The 22,980-nt window shown below is 70.6% G+C and carries 19 protein-coding genes; 14 read left to right on the plus strand and 5 right to left on the minus strand.

Going from position 1 to position 22,980, the window contains the following annotated elements:
• Positions 1–186: 186 nt before the first annotated feature.
• Positions 187–1,890 (minus strand): threonine/serine ThrE exporter family protein, encoded by a 1,704-nt coding sequence (locus ACWD4G_RS34995; protein WP_451300806.1) that lies wholly within the window; start codon positions 1,888–1,890, stop codon positions 187–189.
• Between the two features lie 253 nt (positions 1,891–2,143).
• Positions 2,144–2,635: an inorganic diphosphatase gene (locus tag ACWD4G_RS35000; protein WP_451300745.1), complete on the minus strand. Its 492-nt coding sequence runs from the start codon at positions 2,633–2,635 to the stop codon at positions 2,144–2,146.
• A gap of 79 nt (positions 2,636–2,714) precedes the next feature.
• Between ACWD4G_RS35000 and dacB the strand changes: the two genes are divergently transcribed.
• The 11 genes from dacB (at position 2,715) to ACWD4G_RS35055 (ending at position 13,986) form a co-directional block, all read left to right on the plus strand.
• Positions 2,715–4,361, plus strand: a complete 1,647-nt coding sequence (dacB, locus tag ACWD4G_RS35005) for a D-alanyl-D-alanine carboxypeptidase/D-alanyl-D-alanine endopeptidase (protein ID WP_451300747.1) — start codon at positions 2,715–2,717, stop codon at positions 4,359–4,361.
• 181 nt (positions 4,362–4,542) lie between these two features.
• Positions 4,543–5,667, plus strand: a complete 1,125-nt coding sequence (locus ACWD4G_RS35010; RefSeq protein WP_451300749.1) for a zinc-dependent metalloprotease — start codon at positions 4,543–4,545, stop codon at positions 5,665–5,667.
• Positions 5,668–5,858: 191 nt separating this feature from the next.
• Positions 5,859–7,034, plus strand: a complete 1,176-nt coding sequence (gene tilS, locus ACWD4G_RS35015; RefSeq protein WP_451300751.1) for a tRNA lysidine(34) synthetase TilS — start codon at positions 5,859–5,861, stop codon at positions 7,032–7,034.
• Positions 7,035–7,129: 95 nt separating this feature from the next.
• Positions 7,130–7,690 carry a hypoxanthine phosphoribosyltransferase gene (gene hpt / locus ACWD4G_RS35020; protein WP_451300808.1) on the plus strand — a complete coding sequence of 187 codons (561 nt, stop codon included), beginning with the start codon at positions 7,130–7,132 and terminating at the stop codon, positions 7,688–7,690.
• 233 nt (positions 7,691–7,923) lie between these two features.
• On the plus strand, positions 7,924–9,933 hold the full coding sequence (gene ftsH, locus ACWD4G_RS35025; RefSeq protein ID WP_451300753.1) for an ATP-dependent zinc metalloprotease FtsH: 2,010 nt from the start codon (positions 7,924–7,926) through the stop codon (positions 9,931–9,933).
• A 179-nt stretch (positions 9,934–10,112) separates the two neighbouring features.
• A complete protein-coding gene (gene folE, locus ACWD4G_RS35030; protein WP_451300755.1) occupies positions 10,113–10,718 on the plus strand; it encodes a GTP cyclohydrolase I FolE in 606 nt (201 codons plus the stop codon).
• 77 nt (positions 10,719–10,795) lie between these two features.
• Positions 10,796–11,662: a dihydropteroate synthase gene (folP, locus tag ACWD4G_RS35035; RefSeq protein WP_451300757.1), complete on the plus strand. Its 867-nt coding sequence runs from the start codon at positions 10,796–10,798 to the stop codon at positions 11,660–11,662.
• The gene (locus ACWD4G_RS35040; RefSeq protein WP_451300759.1) at positions 11,659–12,162 is read left to right on the plus strand and encodes a nuclear transport factor 2 family protein; all 504 of its coding nucleotides are present in this window, start codon (positions 11,659–11,661) and stop codon (positions 12,160–12,162) included. Before folP ends, ACWD4G_RS35040 begins: the two co-directional genes overlap by 4 nt.
• Before the next feature lie 209 nt (positions 12,163–12,371).
• Positions 12,372–12,731: a dihydroneopterin aldolase gene (gene folB / locus ACWD4G_RS35045; protein WP_451300761.1), complete on the plus strand. Its 360-nt coding sequence runs from the start codon at positions 12,372–12,374 to the stop codon at positions 12,729–12,731.
• On the plus strand, positions 12,728–13,339 hold the full coding sequence (folK, locus tag ACWD4G_RS35050; RefSeq protein ID WP_451300762.1) for a 2-amino-4-hydroxy-6-hydroxymethyldihydropteridine diphosphokinase: 612 nt from the start codon (positions 12,728–12,730) through the stop codon (positions 13,337–13,339). Before folB ends, folK begins: the two co-directional genes overlap by 4 nt.
• Positions 13,340–13,494: 155 nt before the next feature.
• The gene (locus ACWD4G_RS35055) at positions 13,495–13,986 is read left to right on the plus strand and encodes a DUF3180 domain-containing protein (protein WP_451300764.1); all 492 of its coding nucleotides are present in this window, start codon (positions 13,495–13,497) and stop codon (positions 13,984–13,986) included.
• Between the two features lie 207 nt (positions 13,987–14,193).
• Here the strand turns inward: ACWD4G_RS35055 and ACWD4G_RS35060 are convergent, their stop codons facing one another.
• The gene (locus ACWD4G_RS35060; RefSeq protein WP_451300766.1) at positions 14,194–15,996 is read right to left on the minus strand and encodes a phosphatidylglycerol lysyltransferase domain-containing protein; all 1,803 of its coding nucleotides are present in this window, start codon (positions 15,994–15,996) and stop codon (positions 14,194–14,196) included.
• 361 nt (positions 15,997–16,357) lie between these two features.
• Between ACWD4G_RS35060 and ACWD4G_RS35065 the strand changes: the two genes are divergently transcribed.
• Entirely contained in the window at positions 16,358–17,485 is a 1,128-nt protein-coding gene (locus ACWD4G_RS35065; protein WP_451300768.1) for an alpha/beta hydrolase, read from the plus strand.
• A gap of 303 nt (positions 17,486–17,788) precedes the next feature.
• Positions 17,789–19,651: a hypothetical protein gene (locus ACWD4G_RS35070; protein ID WP_451300770.1), complete on the plus strand. Its 1,863-nt coding sequence runs from the start codon at positions 17,789–17,791 to the stop codon at positions 19,649–19,651.
• A gap of 172 nt (positions 19,652–19,823) precedes the next feature.
• On the opposite strand, the gene ACWD4G_RS35075 is transcribed toward ACWD4G_RS35070, so the two are convergent.
• Positions 19,824–21,224 (minus strand): PH domain-containing protein, encoded by a 1,401-nt coding sequence (locus ACWD4G_RS35075; RefSeq protein ID WP_451300772.1) that lies wholly within the window; start codon positions 21,222–21,224, stop codon positions 19,824–19,826.
• Position 21,225: 1 nt separating this feature from the next.
• Positions 21,226–21,774 carry a PH domain-containing protein gene (locus ACWD4G_RS35080; protein WP_451300774.1) on the minus strand — a complete coding sequence of 183 codons (549 nt, stop codon included), beginning with the start codon at positions 21,772–21,774 and terminating at the stop codon, positions 21,226–21,228.
• Positions 21,775–21,805: 31 nt separating this feature from the next.
• Here ACWD4G_RS35080 and ACWD4G_RS35085 point away from each other — a divergent pair, with 31 nt between their 5' ends.
• Entirely contained in the window at positions 21,806–22,966 is a 1,161-nt protein-coding gene (locus tag ACWD4G_RS35085) for an NADH-quinone oxidoreductase subunit D (RefSeq protein WP_451300776.1), read from the plus strand.
• Positions 22,967–22,980: the final 14 nt, after the last annotated feature.

Here is a 22,980-nt window from a genome sequence, read left to right on the forward strand (position 1 = left end):
TGGATTGTTGGCGGCTGCGGGTCCGTCGTGGTCGCTCGCGCAGTTCCCCGCGCCCCTAAAGACAGGGGCTGCGCCCCTGAGATGGGGCCGTAGCCCCCTCAAGGGGCGCGGGGAACTGCGCGACCAGCCACAACCAACCCGCAGCCGCCCAACCACCCAGCGACCCACCCCAGTAGGCACCCGGCGCTAGAAGCCTCGCGTCCGCTTCGCGGCTTTACGGCCGGCCCGCGCAGCGCCCGGCAAGAACAACCGGAACAATTCCGACCCCAGGTTCACCCCAATGGCAATGGCCATGGCCAAAGCCGCCGCCTTGGTCAGCGAGACAAGCCCCGCATCCACATCGTTCTGCGCGAACGCCAACAACCCGAAATAGGTCGCCGACCCTGGCAACAGGGGCCCCACCGCCGCCGTCGTATAGGGCAACGCGGAAGCGAACCGATACCGCGACAACAACTGCCCGAACAGCCCCACCACCCCCGCCGCGGCGGCCGTGGAGACCACCGGCGAGATACCGCCGGCGTAATGCATGGCCCCGTAAACGGCCCACGCCACACCCCCGTTGAGGGTCACGACCAGCACGGTGGACCGTTCCTGCTGAAGCAGTACGGCGAAGGTCAGCGACAGCAGCATCGACGCGACGAGCTGCCACACGGGCCGTTCGATGTCCCCGAGCGCCGCGTCGGGATTGAGCTCGGCCCCCAACTGCACACCGAAATAGAGAACCAGCAGCACCCCCACCACGATCCCCACGAACAGATACATCACCTCCAACAGCCGTGCGGAGGCGGTGATGTAGAACCCGGTCAGCCCGTCCTGGACGGCGGCCACGAGCGCCCGCCCGGGCAGCAGGGCGAAGAGCCCACCGGTGATGACGGCGGAAGCCGCGACATCGACGTCCGCGACGGTGAGCGCGACCCCGATCGCGGCCGGAGGCATCGCCGCCACCAGGAACTGGTAGAACTCCGGCAGCCCCCGCCCCGAGCACACCCACGCCAGCCGGTCGCCGAGCATCGCGCCGATCGCGGCGGCGAGAAAGACGACCCCGCCACCCCCGACGAGCACGGACGCGGCCCCCGCGAGCAGCCCGCTGGAAGCGGTGAGCACCCACCCGGGATACGGATGCCGATTGCGCCGTATCTCGGCGAGCCTGCCGTACGACTCCTCCAGCGAGATCGCCGTCTCCGGATCACTGAGGTCGTCCACCAGCCGGAACACGGCCGCCAGCCGTGTGTAGTCGGTCGCCCGCCGCCGTACGATCCGCGACGCGGTGACCGGGTCGTCCACGAGCGACGGCTGGTAGGTGATCGACAGCTGGGTGAAGGTGACGGTCGGCTCGCAGCGGTCCAGCCCGTACGACCGGCACACGGCGAACATGGCGGCCTCCACGTCCTCGGCGCCCTCCCCGCCGGCGAGCAGCAGTTCGCCGATGCGCAGGGCCAGGTCGAGGACGCGCGCCACGGCGGGCCCCTGCTCGCCCTGCTCCCGGGGCGGCTCGGGCGCGGGCCGCTCGGCCACCGGCATCCGCAGCATCGTGCGCATCCGGTCCTGCCAGGGCACGTCCTTCGCCAGTGTGACGGCCGGTATCCCACCGGCCGGCGTGAACGCGGGCGGCGCGTCCTTCGTCCGGTACGTACGCGGCGTGCCGAACGCCGAACCCTCCGGCTCCCCGGCCACCGGCTCCGGCGGCACCAGCCCTTTCGGCAGCGCGAACTCGGAGGTCGTCTGGGACTCGGACTCCGCGGCGGCGGCCGGTACGTCCAGCCCGGCCGGGATCGCGAACTCCGAGGTCACCGACGACTCGCCGTCGACCCCCGATCCGGTGCCCGGCCCGTGCCCCGCCCCCGGCGCGATGCTCACCGGTTCGAAGGCCGCGCTTGCCTCGTCCGACACGGGCTTGCGATCGTCTTCCACCGGTTCGCGGACTTCGTCCACCGGTTCGCTGTCGTCCTCCACCGGCCTGCGGTCGTCCTCGGGCTCCGTCTCTCCCACTCCGCCGCGCTCCCTGTACGACACAACTGGGTACGCCTCAGTATGCGTACCGCTACACCCTGATACGTACACATACGCGAACGGGCCGTGCGACCCTCAAGGGATCGCACGGCCCGTTCGCGTCAAAAACCCTCAACGGCCCGAGGCCGGGCGTTCAGTGACCGCCCTGCTCCTTGAACCGCTTGTACGACTTCTCGACCTCGGCCTCGGCGTCGGCACGGCCCACCCAGTCGGCGCCCTCGACGGACTTGCCGGGCTCCAGGTCCTTGTAGACCTCGAAGAAGTGCTGGATCTCCAGACGGTCGAACTCCGACACGTGGTGGATGTCACGCAGGTGCTCCACACGCGGGTCGGTGGCCGGGACGCACAGCAGCTTGTCGTCGCCGCCGGCCTCGTCCGTCATCCGGAACATACCGATCGCACGGCACTTGATCAGACAGCCCGGGAAGGTCGGCTCGTCCAGGATGACCAGCGCGTCCAGCGGGTCGCCGTCCTCGCCGAGGGTGTTCTCGACGAAGCCGTAGTCGGTCGGGTAGGCGGTCGAGGTGAAGAGACGACGGTCCAGGCGGATTCGACCGGTCTCGTGGTCCACCTCGTACTTGTTGCGCGAACCCTTCGGGATCTCGATCGTGACGTCGAACTCCACCGGTGGCTCCTCCATGATCAACACATAGTTCTGGTGGTTAAGTGTCCCTCACGCTGGTGTGTGATCGCGAAAGGGGCTGGTGGTCGTGGCTGAGCCGAGGGTCTGGCGGGCCGCGAGACCGCATGTGATGCGGGTCGCGCGCGCCGTGAAACCGGGCGTCGTGCGCGTGACGCACGCCGTGCGACCCCACGCCGCGCGCGTCGCCCAGGCCGTGAAACCCGGTGTCGTACGCGCCACGAGCGCCGTCACGGCGCGCTCTTCGCAGCTCGCGAGGAGCACGAAGAAGCTCACGACGACCCAGCTCACCGCCGGTGCGGCCACCTTGGGGCTGGTGCTCTCGGCCGGCGCGATCACCGTCGCCGGACCCTGGGACTCGTCCGGTCAGCGTACGGCCGAGCGCGAATGGGCCGCACAGCGGGGTGGCGGAGGTGGCGCAGATCACGGACGTAATTCCGATACGTCGTCCGGTACGTCGGCGGGGGCGCCCAAGCCCGCCCCGAGCGCCTCCTCCGTCCTGTCCGGCCTCGACGGCACCAAGTCCACCGGAGCGGCCCCCGCCGCCGAAACCCTCGCCGCCGTCCTCGACCCCCTCCTCGGCTCCCCGGCCCTCGGCCCGCACCCCGTGGCCGCCGTGGTCGACGTCGCCACCGGCGAACCCCTCTACGCCAAGGGCGCCGACGAACCGGTTCCCCCGGCCTCCACCACCAAGATCGCCACCGCCGCCGCGGTCCTCTCGGCCGCAGGTCCGGACCACCGGATTCAGACCCGTACGGTCCTGGAGCCCGACTCCGCCGAGGTCGTCCTGGTCGGCGGCGGCGACCCCACGCTCACCGCCCGCGAGGACACCGACGGCAACGCCGACCTGCGCACCCTGGCCGAAGAGACGGCCGCGGCCCTCACCGAGGACCACCTGAACGAGATCACCCTCGCCTACGACACCTCCCTCTACGAGGGCCCCGAACTCCACACCATCGGGGTCGACCCCAACATCGCCCTGGTCACCCCCCTGATGGTCGACGAGGCCCGAGTCGACGACTCCACCAGCGGCACCGCGACCCGCGCCCCCGACCCGGCGGCCGACGCCACCACGAAATTCGCGGACCTCCTGGAGGACCAGGGCATCAGGACGACCGTGAAGGGCCCCAAGAAGGCGACGAAGGCCTCGAAGGAACTCGCCTCGGTCTCCTCCCCGCCCCTCTCCGCCCTCGTCGAGCGCATGCTCACCAACAGCGACAACGACATCGCCGAGGCCCTCGCCCGCCAGGTCGCGATCGCGACGGACGAACCGGCGAGCTTCGAAGGCGGCGCGGCGGCGATCGCCAAACAACTGAAGACCCTGGAACTCCCCCTGGACGGCGTCGAGTTCGTCGACGGCAGCGGCCTCAGCCGGGACAACAGACTCACGGCGAAACTCCTCACCACCCTCCTGACCAAGTCCGCCTCCCCCGCCCACCCCGAACTCCGCCCCGCCCTCACCGGCCTCCCCGTAGCGGGCTTCACCGGCACCCTCACGTCCCGCTATACCCCGGAGTCCGGGGGAACGGGCACGGTCCGAGCAAAGACGGGCACCCTGACGGGCGTAAACACGCTGGCGGGCACGGTGGTGGACGCAGACGGCCACCTCCTCACCTTCGCCCTCCTGGCGACGGATACCACAAGCAAGGACGCGGCCCAGACGGCCCTGGACAAGGCGGCATCGGCTTTGGCGACATGCGGCTGCCGCTGAGCGGGCGATGAAAGCACTGGGGCGCAGCCCCGTGCTTTCAGGGGCGCGGCACTGTGTCGATTTGCGGCTCCGCCGCGTGGGCGCGACAAGCCCCCACCCACCCGCACCCAAAAACGCACCCGCAACCACCCCCCACCTCACCGCCTGCCCCAAGCGGCAGCGCTCCCGTACGGTTGAACACATGACTCGCATCGGTGGAGCCGAGATGGTCGACTGGAATCTCGCGGTGGCGACCGCGACCCGGCTGGTACGGCCGGGCCCGGAGGTGAGCCGCGACGAGGCCCGGTCCATCGTCGCCGAGCTCCGCCGACACGCGAAGGCGTCCGAGGAACACGTACGCGCGTTCACGCGCATGCTCCCCGACACGGCCGACGACACCCCCGTGCTGGTCGTCGACCGCCCCGGCTGGGTCCGGGCCAATGTGGCCGGTTTCCGCGAACTGCTGAAACCGCTGCTGGAGAAGATGCAGGAACGTCGCAGCGCCACCCCGGGCGGGGCCGTACTGGGCGCGGTGGGCGGCAAGGTCACCGGCGTGGAGCTGGGGATGCTGCTGTCGTTCCTGTCGTCGCGGGTCCTCGGCCAGTACGAGACGTTCGCTCCGGCGACCCGGGACCTCCCGGCCGGGGAGAACGGCGGCGGCCGGCTGTTGCTGGTCGCGCCGAACATCGTCCATGTGGAGCGCGAACTCGACGTGGAGCCCCATGACTTCCGGCTCTGGGTCTGTCTGCACGAGGAGACGCACCGCACGCAGTTCACGGCGGTGCCCTGGCTGCGGGACCACCTGGAGGGCGAAATCCAGTCGTTCCTGCAGGAGACCGACGTCGACCCGATGACCTTCCTGGAACGCATCAGAGAGGCCGCCCAGTCACTCGCGGGTGGCCGACCGGAGGGCGAGGTGGGCGACGACGGTCACTCGATCGTGGAGTTGGTGCAGACACCCGCCCAGCGGGAGATCCTCGGCCGCCTCACCGCGGTCATGTCCCTCCTGGAGGGCCACGCCGACTTCGTGATGGACGGTGTGGGTCCGTCGGTCGTGCCGTCGGTCGGCGAGATCCGCGAGAAGTTCCAGCAGCGCCGCCAGAAGGGGGCCTCCCGACTGGACCTCGCCCTGCGCAAGCTGCTGGGTTTGGATGCCAAACTGAGGCAGTACCGGGACGGGGAGCGGTTCGTACGGGCGGTCGTCGAACAGGTCGGCATGGACGGCTTCAACCGCGTGTGGACCTCCCCGAACACCCTGCCGACCAAGACGGAGATCGCCAAACCGGCGGACTGGGTCGCGCGGGTGCATCGCAAGGCCGAGTCGTGAGCCGCGCGCGAGCGTGGTGAACGAATCCGGCCGACGGCAGGCGAACGCTCCACCAATCACCCGTCCGAGGGACCGTGAGCGAGGGGTAGGCGTGCAATGCTCGGGGAACGGCCCGGTTCTGTCACCATCTACACACTCTGAGTGACCGACCTCGGGCTCACCCCCCGACAATTTCATGAAGGGAACCGGACATGGGTCCCCACCCCGCGGTCGCGGCGATACGCCTGGCGGTCCGCCGCGTACTCCACGACATCCTCACCGAACACCACACGAACACCACCCGTCGCACGCCCGCCTACGCGACCCCCGGCACGCCCCTCGTCACAGGCGCACAACCGGAGCCCGCGCCCCTCACGGCCGTACCCCCCGCGGCCGTGCCCTCAGGGAGCAGCTTCGCCGGACAGACGGTCGGGGACCCCGGGGCCGACGGAACCGCCGTACACGAGCGGCCTTTCGCGCCGCTCGTGCTCGTCGCGTGCTCCGGTGGCGCCGACTCCATGGCGCTCGCCTCCGCCCTCGCCTTCGAGGCGCCCAAGCTCGGCATCCGCGCCGGCGGCATCACCGTCGACCACGGACTCCAGCCGGGCTCCGACCTGCGCGCCGAGGAAGTCGTCCTGCGCCTGAGGGAACTCGGCCTGGACCCGGTCGAGTCCGTCGCCGTGACCGTCGGCCGTGACGGCGGCCCCGAGGCCGCCGCCCGCGACGCCCGCTACGCCGCCCTGGACGCCGCCCTCGAACGCCACGGCGCCGACGCCCTGTTGCTCGGCCACACCCGCGACGACCAAGCCGAAACCGTCCTGCTCGGCCTCGCCCGCGGCTCCGGCATCCGCTCCCTGTCCGGTATGGCCGCGGTCTCGGGGGCCGGCGGCCGCTACCGGCGCCCCTTCCTCGGACTCGACCGGCAGACCGCCCGCAAGGCCTGCATGGTCCAGTCCCTCCCCGTCTGGGACGACCCCCACAACACCGACCCCGCCTACACCCGTTCCCGGCTCCGGCACGAAGGACTGCCCGCCCTGGAGAAGGCGCTCGGCAAGGGCGTCGTCGAGGCCCTCGCCCGTACGGCTCAGCTCTCCCGTGACGACGCCGACGCCCTCGACACCTGGGCCCGCCAGGCCGAGCCCGCCGTCCGGGACGCCTCGGGCCTCCTGGAGTGCGCGAAGCTCTACGCCCTCCCGCCGGCCGTACGCCGCCGCATCCTGCGCCGCGCCGCCATCGAGGCCGGTGCGCCGGCCGGTTCGCTCTTCGCCCGGCACATCGAGGAAGTCGACCGGCTCATCACCGGCTGGCGCGGCCAGGGGGCCATCAATCTCCCCGGCCGGGTCCTCGCCCAGCGGCAGGGTGGCAGACTGGTGATTCGGCAAGGCTGAAACCGGACCCCCGGCGGGGCCCCTCACAAGGGCCCCGAGCCCCCTCGCAGGGGGTCGGGCGCCCCGGACGGCCCTGGGACGACCGACCGAAAGTGATGCGGGTGGACGCGAACGACATGGGTGCCGACCTCAAAGAGGTGCTCATCACCAAGGAAGAGATCGACGCGAAGCTGGCCGAGCTGGCCGCGAAGATCGACGCGGAGTACGAGGGCAAGGACCTGCTCATCGTCGGAGTCCTCAAGGGCGCCGTCATGGTGATGGCGGATCTGGCCCGGGCGCTGTCCACCCCGGTCACCATGGACTGGATGGCCGTGTCCTCCTACGGCGCGGGCACCCAGTCCTCCGGTGTGGTGCGCATCCTCAAGGACCTCGACACCGACATCAAGGGCAAGCACGTCCTGATCGTCGAGGACATCATCGACTCCGGCCTCACCCTCTCCTGGCTGATCTCCAACCTCGGCTCCCGCGAGCCCGAGTCCCTGAGGATCTGCACCCTGCTGCGCAAGCCCGACGCCGCCAAGGTCGCCATCGACGTGGAATGGGTCGGCTTCGACATCCCCAACGAGTTCGTCGTCGGCTACGGCCTCGACTACGCCGAGAAGTACCGCAACCTCCCGTTCGTCGGTACGCTCGCGCCCCACGTCTACGGCGGCTGAAACGCCCATGTGACGAGGTGGGTGCCGTCCTCGTCACAAGGACGGGCCAGTCTTCTCAAGACGCTCGGGAACCCCAGCGGGTTCCGCGCCGTTGGAGCATGCGAGGACGGGCTCGCCCCGGCCCGGGGCCGCTCCCATGCGGCTTCGGGTGACAAAGCTGGGGTACCGTCCGAAGAACAGTCTTTATCAAACTCACTATGGCAGGAGGGACGGGGCGGCACCGCTCCGTATGGATGGACGTGAAGCGATACTTCCGTGGGCCGGTCATGTGGATCGTGCTGGCCGTCCTTGCCGTGGTCGTGTTGATGCAGGTCGTCGGCTCGTCCGGCGGCTACAAGACGGTGGACACGGGCCAGGTCGTCCAGGCGATCAATGACAACAAGGTCCAAGAGGCCAAGCTGACCACCGGCGAAGAGCAGACCATCAAGGTCCAGCTCAAGGAAGGTCAGAAGATCGAGGGCAGCTCGAAGATCCAGGCGAGCTACATCGGCGACCAGGGCGTCACCCTCGCGAACACCCTGCAGGACAAGTACCAGAACAAGCAGATCCCCGACGGCTACACGGTCTCCCCGACCAAGCAGAACGCTTTCGTCGGCATCCTGCTGTCGCTGCTCCCCTTCGTCCTCATCGTGGTCGTCTTCCTGTTCCTGATGAACCAGATGCAGGGCGGCGGCTCCCGGGTGATGAACTTCGGGAAGTCCAAGGCCAAGCTCATCACCAAGGACACCCCGAAGACCACGTTCGCGGATGTCGCGGGCGCGGACGAGGCGGTCGAGGAGCTCCACGAGATCAAGGAGTTCCTCCAGGAGCCCGCGAAGTTCCAGGCCGTCGGCGCCAAGATCCCCAAGGGTGTGCTGCTCTACGGCCCGCCCGGTACGGGCAAGACGCTCCTCGCGCGCGCCGTCGCCGGTGAGGCCGGGGTGCCCTTCTACTCGATCTCCGGTTCCGACTTCGTCGAGATGTTCGTCGGTGTCGGTGCCTCCCGAGTGCGTGACCTCTTCGAGCAGGCCAAGGCGAACGCCCCGGCGATCGTCTTCGTCGACGAGATCGACGCGGTCGGCCGCCACCGCGGCGCCGGCCTCGGCGGCGGTCACGACGAGCGCGAGCAGACGCTGAACCAGCTCCTCGTCGAGATGGACGGCTTCGACGTCAAGGGCGGTGTGATCCTCATCGCCGCGACGAACCGGCCCGACATCCTCGACCCGGCGCTGCTGCGCCCCGGCCGCTTCGACCGGCAGATCGCCGTCGACCGCCCGGACATGCAGGGCCGTCTGGAGATCCTCAAGGTCCACCAGAAGGGCAAGCCGGTCGCGCCCGACGTCGACCTGTCCGCCGTCGCCCGCCGTACCCCCGGTATGACGGGTGCCGATCTGTCCAACGTCCTGAACGAGGCCGCCCTCCTGACGGCCCGCAGCGACAAGAAGCTGATCGACAACCAGATGCTGGACGAGGCGATCGACCGCGTGGTCGCGGGCCCGCAGAAGCGGACCCGGATCATGTCGGACAAGGAGAAGAAGATCACCGCGTACCACGAGGGCGGTCACGCCCTGGTCGCGGCGGCCTCGCCGAACTCCGACCCGGTCCACAAGATCACGATCCTGTCCCGTGGCCGCGCCCTCGGCTACACCATGGTCCTGCCGGACGAGGACAAGTACTCGACCACCCGCAACGAGATGCTCGACCAGCTCGGCTACATGCTGGGCGGTCGCGCCGCCGAGGAACTGGTCTTCCACGACCCGACCACCGGCGCCGCGAACGACATCGAGAAGGCCACCAACCTGGCCCGCGCGATGGTCACCCAGTACGGCATGACCGAGCGTCTCGGCGCCATCAAGTTCGGCGGCGACAACACCGAGCCGTTCCTCGGACGTGAGATGGCCCACCAGCGCGACTACTCGGAAGAGGTCGCCGCGCTCGTGGACGAAGAGGTCAAGAAGCTCATCGAGAACGCGCACAACGAAGCCTGGGAGATCCTGGTCGAGAACCGCGACGTCCTCGACAACCTGGTGCTTCAGCTGCTGGAGAAGGAGACGCTGGGCAAGGAGGAGATCGCCGAGATCTTCGCCCCCATCGTCAAGCGTCCGCCCCGGCCCGCCTGGACCGGCTCCTCCCGCCGCACCCCCTCCACCCGTCCGCCGGTGCTCTCCCCGAAGGAGCTCGCACTGACGAACGGCGCCAATGGCGCGACCCCGGCGATCACGGCCGCCGTCGACGCCGTACCGGAGGAGCGTCCGGAGAGCTGACGCCCACCGGGTGAGAACGGGCCACCGCCGAGCCCCGGCTCCCGGCCCACGGCCTTCTCACCAGGCCCGGAATGGATGCCGTGCCCCCCTGGTTCTAGCCTGGGGGGCGCGGCATTTCGTATGGCCGGACGTCCGACGCGTAATCCGTACGCGTCGCAGACACAGGAGCGAGGCACCACATGACCGACCCCGTGACGCTGGACGGCGAGGGAACGATCGGCGAGTTCGACGAGAAGCGCGCCGAGAACGCCATTCGGGAACTGCTGATCGCGGTCGGCGAGGACCCCGACCGGGAGGGCCTCAGGGAGACGCCGGGGCGGGTGGCCCGGGCGTACAGGGAGATCTTCGCGGGGCTGTGGCAGCGGCCGGAGGATGTGCTGACCACGACGTTCGACATCGGGCACGACGAGATGGTGCTGGTGAAGGACATCGAGGTCTACAGCACTTGTGAGCATCATCTGGTCCCGTTCAGAGGGGTCGCTCACGTCGGCTACATCCCGTCCACCACCGGCAAGATCACCGGGTTGTCCAAGCTGGCGCGGCTCGTGGACGTCTTTGCCCGTCGGCCGCAGGTGCAGGAACGCCTCACCACGCAGATCGCCGACTCGCTGATGCAGATCCTGGAGCCGCGTGGCGTGATCGTGGTCGTGGAGTGCGAGCACATGTGCATGTCGATGCGGGGCATCCGCAAGCCCGGCGCGAAGACCATCACGTCGGCGGTGCGGGGACAGTTGAGGGACGCGGCGACCCGGAACGAGGCGATGAGCCTCATCATGGCCCGCTGACCGTCATGGTCCACTGATCGCCGCCCACGGCCGGTGGGGCGGATCGCGCCGCCCCATCGGGGCCCTACGCTGGACACATGAGCAACCAGAACCAGCGCGGCCGGGTGGCCGGATTGCCCGCATGGGACCGTTGCGCGGTCATGGGCGTCGTCAATGTCACCCCGGACTCGTTCTCCGACGGGGGCCGCTGGTTCGACACCACGGCGGCGGTCAAGCACGGTCTGCAGTTGGCCGGTGAGGGCGCGGACCTCGTGGACGTCGGCGGTGAGTCGACCCGTCCCGGCGCCACCCGCGTCGACGAGGCGGAGGAACTTGAGCGGGTCATCCCCGTGGTGAAGGGCCTCGCCGCCGAGGGCGTCACCGTCTCCGTGGACACCATGCGCGCCTCGGTCGCCGAGCGGGCCCTCGCGGCCGGCGCCACCCTCGTCAACGACGTCAGCGGCGGCCTCGCCGACCCCGCGATGATCCCGGTCGTCGCCGACGCGGGCGCCCCCTTCGTCGTCATGCACTGGCGCGGCTTCCACGAGGGCGCCAACATCAAGGGCGTCTACGAGGACGTCGTCTCCGAGGTCGTGAACGAACTCCACGCGCGCGTGGAGGCCGTACTGGAGGGCGGTGTCGCGGCGGACCGTATCGTCGTCGACCCGGGTCTCGGCTTCTCCAAGGGCGCCGAGCACGATCTCGCCCTCCTCGCCCACCTCGACCGGCTGCACGGTCTCGGCCACCCACTGCTGGTCGCCGCCTCCCGCAAGCGGTTCCTCGGCCGGGTCCTCGCCGGACCGGAGGGCTCCCCGCCGCCCGCGCGGGAACGCGACGCCGCCACGGCCGCCGTGTCGGCCCTCGCCGCACAGCAGGGCGTCTGGGCGGTGCGGGTGCACGAGGTGCGCGCCACCGCCGACGCCGTCCGAGTCGCCCGCGCGATCGAAGGAGCCCGGGAGCGTTGAGTTCCGCCCACACCGACGTCGAACAGGTCGAACTCGCCAACACCGCCTTCTACGAGGCGATGGAGCAGGGCGACTTCGAGACGCTTTCCTCGCTCTGGCTGAGCCCCTCCGACCTGGGCGTCGACGAGACGTACCACGACCCGGCGGACGCCGGCGTGATCTCCTGTGTGCACCCCGGCTGGCCGGTCCTCACCGGGCGCGGGGAGGTGCTGCGGTCGTATGCGCTGATCATGGCGAACACCGACTACATCCAGTTCTTCCTCACCGACGTCCATGTCTCGGTGACCGGGGACACCGCCCTCGTGACCTGCACCGAGAACATCCTCAGCGGTGGTCCGTCGCCGGACGGCGGGGACGGGCTGGGGCCGCTCGTGGGGCAGCTGGTCGTGGCGACGAATGTGTTCCGGCGCACCTCCGACGGCTGGAAGGTCTGGTCGCACCACGGTTCCCCCGTATTGACCGAATCCGATGACGAGGACGGTGAGGACTCCGCTCCCTGAGTGGGTAGGCGGAGTGCGCGGGACGTGACGGGAAACACGAGTTCGGGGGTTTGCGTGGCCTCCGGCCGGTGAGCTGCTGGGTGCCAGAGGGAAAACGCCTGGTGAACCCGGGTCGTACAGGACCCGGGAGCGGGCTTTCGCGCGTGGGCGCTGTCAGTGCCCGCAGGTAGATTCGAAAGAACCGCCCGACGATTGCAGGAGTGATTCGCGTGGATCGTGTCGCGCTGCGCGGCCTGAGGGCCCGTGGGTACCACGGTGTGTTCGAGCACGAACGCGAGGAGGGCCAGACCTTCGTCGTGGATCTGACGCTGGGCCTGGACACCCGACCCGCCGCAGCCGCGGACGATCTGGCGAGGACCGTGCACTACGGGATCGTGGCGGAGGAGGTCGTGGCCATCGTCGAGGGCGAGCCGGTCAACCTCATAGAGACGCTCGCCGAGCGCATCGCCCAGGCGTGCCTGAAGCACGACGGGGTCCAGGAGGTCGAGGTCAGCGTGCACAAGCCGAACGCGCCGATCACGGTCCCCTTCGACGACGTGACCGTCACGATCACCCGGAGCCGAGTATGACCGTGTTCTTCACCGAGGGTCAGAGCGACCCGACCGTACAGCCGGTGCCCGCCTCCGTGGTGGAGAGGGTCGACGCCGCCGACACCACCCTGCAGAACCCCCGCCGGGCCGTCATCTCCCTGGGCTCCAACCTGGGCAATCGCCTGGAGAACCTCCAGGGCGCCGTCGACGCGCTGGAGGACACCCCGGGCGTCCGCGTCAAGGCGGTGTCGCCGGTGTACGAGACCGAGCCCTGGGGAGTGGCCCCGGGCAGCCAGCCCAGCTACTTCAACGCGGTCGTCGTCCTCAAGACCACCCTGCCCCCGTCGTCCCTGCTGGAGCGCGCCCAGGCCGTCGAGGAGGCCTTCCACCGGGTCCGGGACGAGCGCTGGGGGCCGCGCACACTCGACGTGGACATCGTGGCGTACGCCGAAGAGGTCTCCGACGACCCCGTACTGACCCTGCCCCATCCGCGCGCGCACGAGCGGGCGTTCGTCCTCGCGCCCTGGTACGACGTCGAGCCCGAGGCGCAGCTCCCCGGGCGCGGCGCCGTCGCCCAGCTGCTCGCCGGAGTCACCCGTGAGGGTGTGTCCGCCCGCGCCGACCTGGAACTCCAGCTGCCCGCGTAGTCGTTAAGGTCTACCGGGTCGGGGTCGTCGCCGGACATCTCCGAAGCGCTCGCGGAGTGCTTCCGGACCGCGTTCGTGAAGCGTGTGGACGACAAGCTCGTGGGCGACCGCCGCACCCGTAGGGACCGGATCGTCAGGCGCATCGAAGGGGCATCGTGAAAGAGCTGCGGATCAGGACGCTTGCCGTGGTGTTCGTCCTGGCCGGGTTGCTGTCCTGGGCGGGTGCCCGGCTGTGGAATGCGGTGGGGACCCTGCCCAGCGTGCCGCTGGCCGCGCCCATCGTGCTGGCGCTGATCGCCACCGTCCTCACGGCCACGGCCCTGTCGATCCGAGGCCGTCTCAAGGCCCAGCGGGAGCGCCGCCCCGACGCCAAGGGCGTGGACCCGCTGATGGCCGCCCGCGCGGTCGTCTTCGGTCAGGCCAGCGCCCTGGTGGCCTCGCTCGTCGCCGGGATCTACGGCGGCGTCGGCGCCTTCCTCCTGGAGTACCTGGACGTCCCGGCCCGCCGCGACCAGGCCATCTACGCCGGCTTCTCCGTCGTCGCGGGCATCGGCGTCATAGTGGCCGCCCTCTTCCTGGAGCGTGTCTGCAAGCTCCCGGAGGACGACGACAACCACGGCAACGGCGGCGCGGCGCGGGCGGCGTAGACCCGAGGTGTGCGCGGGCCGGCGTCCGGGCAGTGCGCGGGTCGGCTTCCCGGCTGTGCACCGGCCGGCTTTCGGGCTGTGAGCGGGTCGGCGTCCGGGCTGTGCGCGGCGGTGTGGCTCCGCGACGTGATCGGCCCGAGCGGGAGCCCCTGGCACGGGGGTTGGAGGGGGGCTCTCGCTCGGGCCCGTTCCTGGGTGGCGGCCGGGTCAGGCCGCGTGGGCGCCTCTTTCGTTCAAGGGGCGGTCCGTCAGGGCGTGGACGCACGGGGCCGGGGTCTTGGAACGGCGGCGCAGGGCGTGGGGGAGGGCCAGGTTGACGAAGCCCTCGGCCTGCATGGCGGCGAGGCCGATGCGGGGAAGGTCGCGGGAGGCGGCGTAGACGACGAAGCGGGGTTCCCAGCGGGGGCGGAACTTGGCGTTGAACTTGTACAGCGACTCGATCTGGAACCAGCGGGAGAGGAAGACCAGCAGCCCGCGCCAGGCGCGCAGCACGGGTCCGGCGCCGATCTTCTCACCCCGGGCCAGGGCCGAGCGGAACATCGCGAAGTTCAGGGAGACACGGTCGACGCCGAGGCGGGGGGCGGCCTGGAGGGCGGCGACGATGAGGAGTTCGTTCATGCCGGGGTCGGCGGACCGGTCGCGGCGCATCAGGTCCAGGGAGGCGCCGTTCGGGCCCCAGGGGACGAAGTGGAGTACGGCCTTCAGGTCGCCGTACGGGCCCGGGACCTCGTCGCTCCTGTGGGCGGTGGCGATGAGGCAGTCGCCGTCGGCCGGGTCGCCGATGCGGCCGAGCGCCATGGAGAAGCCGCGTTCGGTGTCGGTGCCCCGCCAGTCCTCGGCGGCGCGGCGAATCCGGTCGAGCTCCGCCTCGCCCAGATCACGGACGCGCCGTACCCGGGTTTCGTAACCCAGCCGCTCGATGCGCTTCACCATCTGACGCACGTTGCGCATCGCACGTCCGGCGAGGGAGAAATCCACGACATCCACCACCGCCTCGTCCCCCAGTTCGAGGGCGTCGAGGCCGGTCTCCCGGGTCCACACCTCGGCGCCCGTCTCCGAGCAGCCCATCACGGCGGGGGTCCAGGAGTGGGCCTTGGCCTCGTCCATGAAGCGTTCGATGGCGCCGGGCCAGGCCTCGACATCGCCGATCGGATCGCCGCTGGCCAGCATCACCCCGTGCACGACGCGATACGTCACCGCCGCCTTGCCGCTGGGGGAGAACACCACCGCCTTGTCGCGGCGGAGGGCGAAGTGGCCGAGGGAGTCCCGGGCGCCGTGCTTGGTGAGCAGGGCGCGCAGCCGCTCCTCGTCGTCCTCGGTCAGCCGGGCCGCCGGATGCTCGGGGCGGAAGGCCAGATAGACGGTGGTGATGGCGGTCAGCAGACCGAGGGCGCCCAGGGAGAAGGCCACCGTCCAGGAGGTGGTGCCGGTGTAGCCGATCGGGCCCTCGACACCGAACAGGCCGTAGATGACGTGTTCGAGACGGTCGGCCAGGCTGGGGTCGCCGATCATCTCCCGTGAGTGGGCGTTGACCACGACCAGTCCGAGGAGGATCGAACCGGTGCCCATCAGCATGAAGTTGGCGAGCGCCCGCCAGCGGCTGTGCGGGTCGGGCAGCGCGCGGAACTCGTCGCGGTGGCGCACCAGCGGGATCAGCAGCGCCAGCGAGATCAGTACGCCGATCAGCGAGTGGCGGTAGGTGAACTGGGCGAGTGCCCCTGCGGGCAGCAGCACCACGGCCGCGCGCCAAGCCCGCCGTTTGCGCCGGCGCAGGCCGTGGGCGAGCAGAAGCAGCAGGACGCCCGCGCTCAGCGACAGGGCCGCCGCGAACGGGCCGAACGAGCCCGGCAGCACCTCCGCCAGCGTGTGCATACGGCTGCGCCGGAAGCGGGGGAAGACACCCGCCGCGACATCGACGAGCCCGACGAACGCACAGGCCCGGGCCATCAGCGCCGGTACGGCCTCGGGGCGCGGCCCGCGCAGTACGCCCCGCAGCGCGCCGCGCACCACGCCATCGGCGCGCCGGAGCGCACTCGACGGGTGCGGGCTCGACGAACGAGTCTGCGTTCGGCTCGATGCCTGAGCCCCCGTTCGGCTCGATCGATCCGGAACCTCGCCCGACATTTCCCCATCTGTCCTGACAGACATCGCATCCCGTAGTTCCGCGAGAGACCTTGGACCCGGCGCCTTTTCCGGCATCCGGCGATATTGCGCCCTCTAGGACGGTGGCTTCGCGAGCGAGGTTCACTCTCCATCGGAAAGCTGAACCAAAGGGCAGGGAAAGACAGGGAAATGCCGGGAACCCCGCAGACCACGGGGCACCTCCGGCGGCTCCTGCGGGGGCCGGGACGACGGGGCAGAGGGCTGACCGATGGGGCTGACGAGCGACAAGGTGCTGGCGTTGGCGGTGTTGTCCGCCGTGCTGCTGTTCATCGGCACGGTGTGGCTGTGGCCGAAGCTGGCCCGGAGCGGGTGGAGGGCCGTCGGCGGGCGGATCGGGGCGCTGCTCGCGACCCAGCTGGCCCTGTTCGCGTCGATCGGCCTCGTCGCCAACCAGGCGTTCGGGTTCTACGCCGGCTGGGCCGACCTCTTCGGCCAGGAGACCGGGCAGGGCGTCGTCGTCGACCACGACGGCGGCGCCGACACCGGGGGACCGCTCAAGGTCGTCGACACCCAGGAGGTGAACGTGCCGGGCGGCGCCCGCCCCCGGACCGGCGGCCAGATCCAGAAGGTCGAGATCGTGGGCCGTACCTCACGGATCGCCGCCCCCGCGTATGTGTATCTGCCGCCCGAGTACTTCCAGCCTCGGTACCGCACCCGCACTTTCCCCGCGGCGGTCGTCCTCACCGGTTATCCCGGCACCGCCGAGGCCCTCATCAAGGGGCTGCACTATCCGCAGACGGCCCACAAGCTGGCCCGGAACGGTGAGGCCCAGCCGATGATCCTCGTCATGCTGCGGCCGACCGTGGCGCCGCCGCGCGACACCGAGTGCGTGGACATTCCCGGTGGCCCGCGGACGGAGACGTTCTTCGCCGAGGATCTTCCCGACGCCGTCGGCCATCACTACAGGGTCGGGAGGGAACCCGGTAGTTGGGGCATCATCGGCGACTCCACCGGCGGCTACTGCGCACTGAAACTGGCCATGCACCACCCCAGGACCTATGCCGCCGGTGCGGGACTCTCGGCGTATTACCGAGCGCCGATCGACGCGACGACGGGCGATCTCTTCCACGGGAACAAGACGCTACGGAACGAGGCCGATCTCTTCTGGTACCTCAAGCACCGCCCGGCACCCGACACCTCATTGCTGGTCACCAGCAGCAAGCAGGGGGAGACCAACTACAAGGCCACGCTGAAGTTCATCGAGTCGGTGAAGAAGAAGCAGCCGACCCGGATCTCGTCGATCATCCTCGACAGCGGCGGCCACAACTTCAACACATGGCGCCGGGAGATTCCCGCGACGCTGCAGTGGATCAGCGGACGGTTGAGCGATCGGTGAGAGGGATGTCGGGGGGCCGGTGAGTACCGGTGTCGGGCGACCGATGAGGCCGATGAAGAGTGAGCGGCGAGGGCGATGGTGAGTACGGGCGGCAATTCTCGGGAATTCCCCGGCCGGAAAGAGCGCGAAGTGGCCAACACCTATCTGGAATGCCGGAAGTTGATCCAGCGGAGGAGTCACCGGTGGGCGCATTGGTGCCGGGGTGGTGAGGGAGCTTGGGAAGGCGTGTGAGAGCTTGGGCGGCGGCTGAGTTTTTACCGCCCGGGGCACCATCATTCGCCTACGCGCGGTAAGTTTCTGGCCATGCCACGTGGACGTCACCGCCATTCACCACCTCTGCACAGGCTGCTGCCCCCCACGGCGATCGCGGGCGTCTCGCTCGTCTGCGCCCTCGGGCCCTGGGTCTTCGCCGAGCAGGCGGTGCTCCGGGTCAGCGCCGCCGTCGCCGCGGCGACGGCGGCCGTGGGCGCCGCCGTGATGCGCCGTTGGGACGTCGAGGCCGGCAAACGCGTCGCCGACCTCACGCGCGCGCGTGCGAGCGACGAGTGGCGCCACGAGGAGAAGGTCGCCGAACTGGAGACCGACCTTGAGGAGTCCCGCGAGCTGCGCACCAAGCTGGAGCACAAGCTGCGCGCCAAGCGGGCCGAGTTGGCGAACCTCCGCAACGAGCACGCGGCGCTGCTGCGCCGGTACGCCACGGCCGAGACCGAGCGGGCCAGCGCGCTGGAGGGCCGCCGCCTGCTGGAGATCGAGACGGCCGCCCCCGGCGAGGGGCGGGCCTTGGCGGCCGGTTCCTCCGGTGCGGGTACGGCCGGTACGGCGGGTGCCGTGGCCGGGGCCGGTACGTTCGCCCAGGCCACGCCGGTGCCGCCGCAGGGGGTTCCCGTGCCGGGGGCGCCTTGGGGGGCTCGGGGGAGCGCCGCGGGTACGGGCGCCGGGGCGGTACGGATGTCGGAAAGTGGGGCTGTGGCTGTCCCCGGTGCCGACGGTGACGTGACCGAAGAGGGCGAAGAGGTCGAGAAGTCCGTGGAGGCCGAGGAGACCGAGGGCGGCGGGAAGGCGGCGGTCGGGGTGTTCTCACCGGCCGGGTCCTCGCTGTTCCTCCGGGCCAACTCGGCGTTGGAGCGGATCATCACCCAGCGGGCGGCTGTGCGGGAGGCGGAGGAGCGGGAGGCCGACGCCGGTGCCGAGAGTGCGGTTGACGTCGAGAGCGACGCCGTCGGCGTAGAGGCTGAAGAGGGCGACGCGGCTGCCGAGTCCGAGGTCGAGGCGGAGGCCGCCGAAGAGGAGGCCGAGGTCGAGGCGGAGGCCATGGGGCAGTCCGACCGGCAGGCGGGCGACGCCGCTGGTGACGAGTCCGCCGAGGCGGGCGCGTCCAAGGACGGTTCGCCCAAGGACGGTTCGGGCAAGGGCGGTTCGCCCAAGGACGGTTCGCCCAAGGACGGTTCGCCCAAGGACGGTTCGCCCAAGGACGGTTCGGGCAAGGGCGGTTCGCCCGAGGGGGACCCGGACGGGCCGACGGGTGGGGGGTCCCGCCAGGGGCGTCCCAACGAGGCCGATGCCGAGCAGGCGCCGGTGCCGGTGGTCGCCGTCGAGGAGAGCGACCCGGCGAAGACGGCCGCCGACGCCGACCGGCACGAGAAGGCGACCGCCGCCGAGCCGCTGCCGACGGGACCGGTTCCGGCGCCGTCGGTGACCGCTCGTGCGGAGGCCGTCGGGTCGGAGGCCGTCGGTTCGGAGGCCGTCGGTTCGGAGGCCGTTGGGACTGAGACCCGTGTGACCGAGGCCGGTGGGGCGGAAGTTCCCGCTGCCGAGGGGCCGCTTCCGGGGTCGGCCGGGCTGCCGGTCGTACGGCCTGCGGGGCACTTCACCGTGCCGACCGCCGTGGCCGTCGTTCCGGCGGTGCCGCAGCGGCGGGCCGCCGTCGAGGGCGGCTTCGACTTCTTCGGTACGAACAAGGAGTCCTACGCGATCGCGGACGTGCAGAACGAGGACCTCGCCGACGTGGTCGGTCAGGAGGCCCTCGCCCTGCACAAGGCCGAGTCCGAGGCGGAGTTCAAGCGGGTCGACGAGGCGTCGCGCGGTATCGGCCAGGTCATCGACCTGACGGCCCACGACGAGACGGAGCAGATCGATCTGAAGGGCCTGCGTACCGCGGCGTCCTAGCGATCGCCGCGTGCCCTGTGCGACCGCCGGGCGCGTTGTGGCGATCGCCGGGCGCCCAAGAGCTCGGTCGGTCCAGTGGGCGGGCGGCTGCGGCTCGTTCGTGGTTGCTCGCGCCCACGCGGCGGAGCCGCATATCGACACAGCCCCGCGCCCCTTTTGGGGCTGCGCCCCTTCACGATCGCGACGGTTCGGCCATCCACCGGTCCGGCCCCGCCTCCCGGCGCCCCGTCCGGGACCGCTCCGCCTGCGCCCGCAGCAGCTCCGCCGCCTCCTCGGCGTCCCGTAGCCGCGCCGTCACCGTCTTGTTGGCCCCGGTGTCCACCCGCACATCGGCGACGCGCTTGAACCGCTCCCAGGGCCCCTGCGACAGCCGTACGCTCTGGACCTTGGCGTGCGGTACGAGGTCCAGTCGGCGCCGCAGCAGACCGTGCCGGGCCGCGAACACCTTGTCGTCGACGGCGAGTCCGTGCCCCTTCCACCACAGCGGGACGCACCAACGGGCCCGCCCCGGCGGTCGTACGAGCGCCGACGCGTCCGGCACCGTCACGCCGGGCAGCACCCGCGCTATCACCGACTCGGCGATCTCGCGCGGAGCGACCGGTACGAGCACGGAGTTCGTGGAGCCCGCCACGTCCAGCTCCACCCGGACCCATCGGCGGCGCCGCCACAGCAACGGCTCGACGATCCGTACGGTCTGGACGCGGCCCGGCGGCACCGTCTCGTGCGTACGGTCGAGGAGACCGCGGTCGATGCGGAGGCCGTCCGGCGACTCGGCCACCGTCCAGTCGTACTCCCCGACGAACCGGCCCACGGTGCTCGCCCCGGCCGCGCCGATCAGCGGCAGCGCGGTCGCGAGGACCGTCCACACGCTCTCCGTCGCGATCCACAGCACGGACGGGACGACGATCGCGGCCATGAGCATTCCCCAGGTGCCGCCGGTGAGGATCAGGGAGACGGCGAGTACGCCGCCGGGGACCTTCAGCAGTTGGCGGGCCGGGGCCTCGCCGACCTCGTGTGCGGTCTCGGGGGCGAAACCGGCGGCGCGGGCGAGGAGTTCGGCCCGCAGGGCGCGGGCGTGGGCCTCGCCGAGATAGGCCAGCTCGTCCTTGTTGTCGGTGCCGACGACATCGAGTTTGAGTTTGGCGACGCCCGCGATCCGGGCCAGCAGGGGGCGCGTGATGTCGATGGCCTGGATGCGTTCGAGGCGGATGTGCGCGGTGCGGCGGAAGACGAGGCCGGTACGGATGCGCAGTTCGTTGTCCGTCACCGCGAAGTGGGTGAACCACCAGGTCAGAAAGCCGTACAGGCCGGCCGCCGGCACCAGCACCGCCAGCCCGATCAGCAGCGTGGAGGTGTCGAGCCGGGTCAGATGCCGCTGAGCCCCGTCCGGATCGTGCGCCGCCCACCCGATCAACACGGCCACCGGCGCCCAGGCCCGCCGAAAAGGAGTCACGGGGTGCAGCCGCTGCTCGGCGACCGCCGCGGGGGTCGTGGAGTCCCCGGCCGACCCCGGCTCGGCGACCGTGTCCCCGTTGTCCTGTACGGCGTCGTCCCCGGTGTCCCGTGCCGGCATGTCACAGTCCTGCCGATCGGGCCTCGCCCAGTTCGGTGAGGTGGTCGCGGAGGCGTTCGGCCTCGGCGGGGTCGAGGCCGGGGATACGGGCGTCCGTGGCGGCAGCGGCGGTGTGCAGCTGCACGCTCGCCAGCCCGAAGTGCCGCTCGACGGGCCCGGAGGTCACCTCGACCAACTGCATCCGGCCGTACGGCACGACGGTCTCCTCACGCCACAGCACCCCCCGGCTGATCAACAGGTCGTCGGCCCGTTCGGCGTACCGCCAGGAACGCCAGTTGCGCCCCAGCATCGGCCAGCCCCACAGCAGCAGACCCAGCGGCAGCAGAGCGAAGAGCGCCCACACCGGCCCGGCCAGCCGGCCCGGCAGCACGCCGGCGGCCACGGTGATCGGCCCCAGCCACACCACCAGCAGCAGCCGCCTCATCCGCAACAGCCCCGGCGGCAACCCGATCCACGTCGGCTCACCGTCCACGCGCTCACCGTCCGCGCCCCCGGCGCCGCCCACGCCCCCGGCGCCGTCCTCGCTGCCTTCCAAGGTCCCCGTCTCCATTCCGCCAGCGTACGTAGGACAGACTGTGTTCATGACTCCCCCGACGGAGACCAGAGAGACGACGATCGGTGTCGGCGGCGCCGCCGAGAGCACGGACATGGTGCTGAACATCGGCCCGCAGCATCCGTCCACCCATGGTGTGCTGCGGCTGCGGCTCGTCCTGGACGGCGAGCGGATCACCAGCGCGGAGCCGGTGATCGGCTATATGCACCGGGGCGCGGAGAAGCTCTTCGAGGCGCGTGACTACCGCCAGATCATCATGCTCGCCAACCGTCACGACTGGCTCTCCGCGTTCTCCAACGAACTGGGCGTCGTCCTCGGTGTCGAACGCATGCTCGGCATGGAGGTCCCCGAGCGCGCTGTCTGGATGCGTACGCTCCTCGCCGAGCTGAATCGCGTCCTGAACCACCTGATGTTCCTCGGCTCGTACCCCCTGGAACTCGGCGGCATCACCCCCGTCTTCTACGCGTTCCGGGAGCGCGAGGAACTGCAGAACGTCATGGAGGAGATCTCCGGCGGACGCATGCACTACATGTTCAACCGCGTCGGCGGCCTCAAGGAGGACCTCCCGGCCGGCTGGACCGCACGCGCGCGTGCCGCCGTCTTTGACGTCCGCTCCCGTATGGGCGTCTTCGACGACCTCGTCCTCGGCAACGAGATCTTCCGCGGCCGGACGCGGAACGTGGGCGTCCTCGCCCCCGAGACCGTGCACGCGTACGGGGTGAGCGGCCCCATCGCCCGCGCCTCCGGTGTCGACTTCGACCTGCGGCGCGACGAGCCGTACCTCGCGTACGGCGAACTCCAGGACGTCCTCAAGGTCGTCACCCGGCAGGAGGGCGACTGCCTCGCCCGCTTCGAGTGCCTCCTGGAGCAGACCCACAACTCCCTCGCGCTCGCCGACGCCTGCCTCGACCGCCTGGCCGACCTCCCGCCCGGCCCCGTCAACCAGCGCCTCCCCAAGGTCCTCAAGGCCCCCGAGGGACATACGTACGCCTGGACCGAGAACCCCCTCGGCATCAACGGCTACTACCTCGTCAGCAAGGGCGAGAAGACCCCGTACCGCCTCAAGCTCCGCTCGGCCTCCTACAACAACATCCAGGCCCTCACCGAACTCCTCCCGGGCACGCTGGTCGCCGACATGGTGGCCATCCTCGGCTCGCTGTTCTTCGTGGTGGGGGACATCGACAAGTAGGCGTCGACAAGTAG

Source organism: Streptomyces sp. NPDC002643, from assembly GCF_053592555.1.

Coding starts and splice junctions, on each gene's coding strand:
- ACWD4G_RS35010 (WP_451300749.1), top strand. CDS start 4,543: ATGACTCGCATCGGTGGAGCCGAGATGGTCGACTGGAATCTCGCGGTG.
- tilS (WP_451300751.1), top strand. CDS start 5,859: ATGGGTCCCCACCCCGCGGTCGCGGCGATACGCCTGGCGGTCCGCCGC.
- hpt (WP_451300808.1), top strand. CDS start 7,130: ATGCGGGTGGACGCGAACGACATGGGTGCCGACCTCAAAGAGGTGCTC.
- ftsH (WP_451300753.1), top strand. CDS start 7,924: ATGGACGTGAAGCGATACTTCCGTGGGCCGGTCATGTGGATCGTGCTG.
- folE (WP_451300755.1), top strand. CDS start 10,113: ATGACCGACCCCGTGACGCTGGACGGCGAGGGAACGATCGGCGAGTTC.
- folP (WP_451300757.1), top strand. CDS start 10,796: ATGAGCAACCAGAACCAGCGCGGCCGGGTGGCCGGATTGCCCGCATGG.
- folK (WP_451300762.1), top strand. CDS start 12,728: ATGACCGTGTTCTTCACCGAGGGTCAGAGCGACCCGACCGTACAGCCG.
- ACWD4G_RS35065 (WP_451300768.1), top strand. CDS start 16,358: ATGGGGCTGACGAGCGACAAGGTGCTGGCGTTGGCGGTGTTGTCCGCC.
- ACWD4G_RS35070 (WP_451300770.1), top strand. CDS start 17,789: ATGCCACGTGGACGTCACCGCCATTCACCACCTCTGCACAGGCTGCTG.
- ACWD4G_RS35075 (WP_451300772.1), bottom strand. CDS start 21,224: ATGCCGGCACGGGACACCGGGGACGACGCCGTACAGGACAACGGGGAC.
- ACWD4G_RS35080 (WP_451300774.1), bottom strand. CDS start 21,774: ATGGAGACGGGGACCTTGGAAGGCAGCGAGGACGGCGCCGGGGGCGTG.
- ACWD4G_RS35085 (WP_451300776.1), top strand. CDS start 21,806: ATGACTCCCCCGACGGAGACCAGAGAGACGACGATCGGTGTCGGCGGC.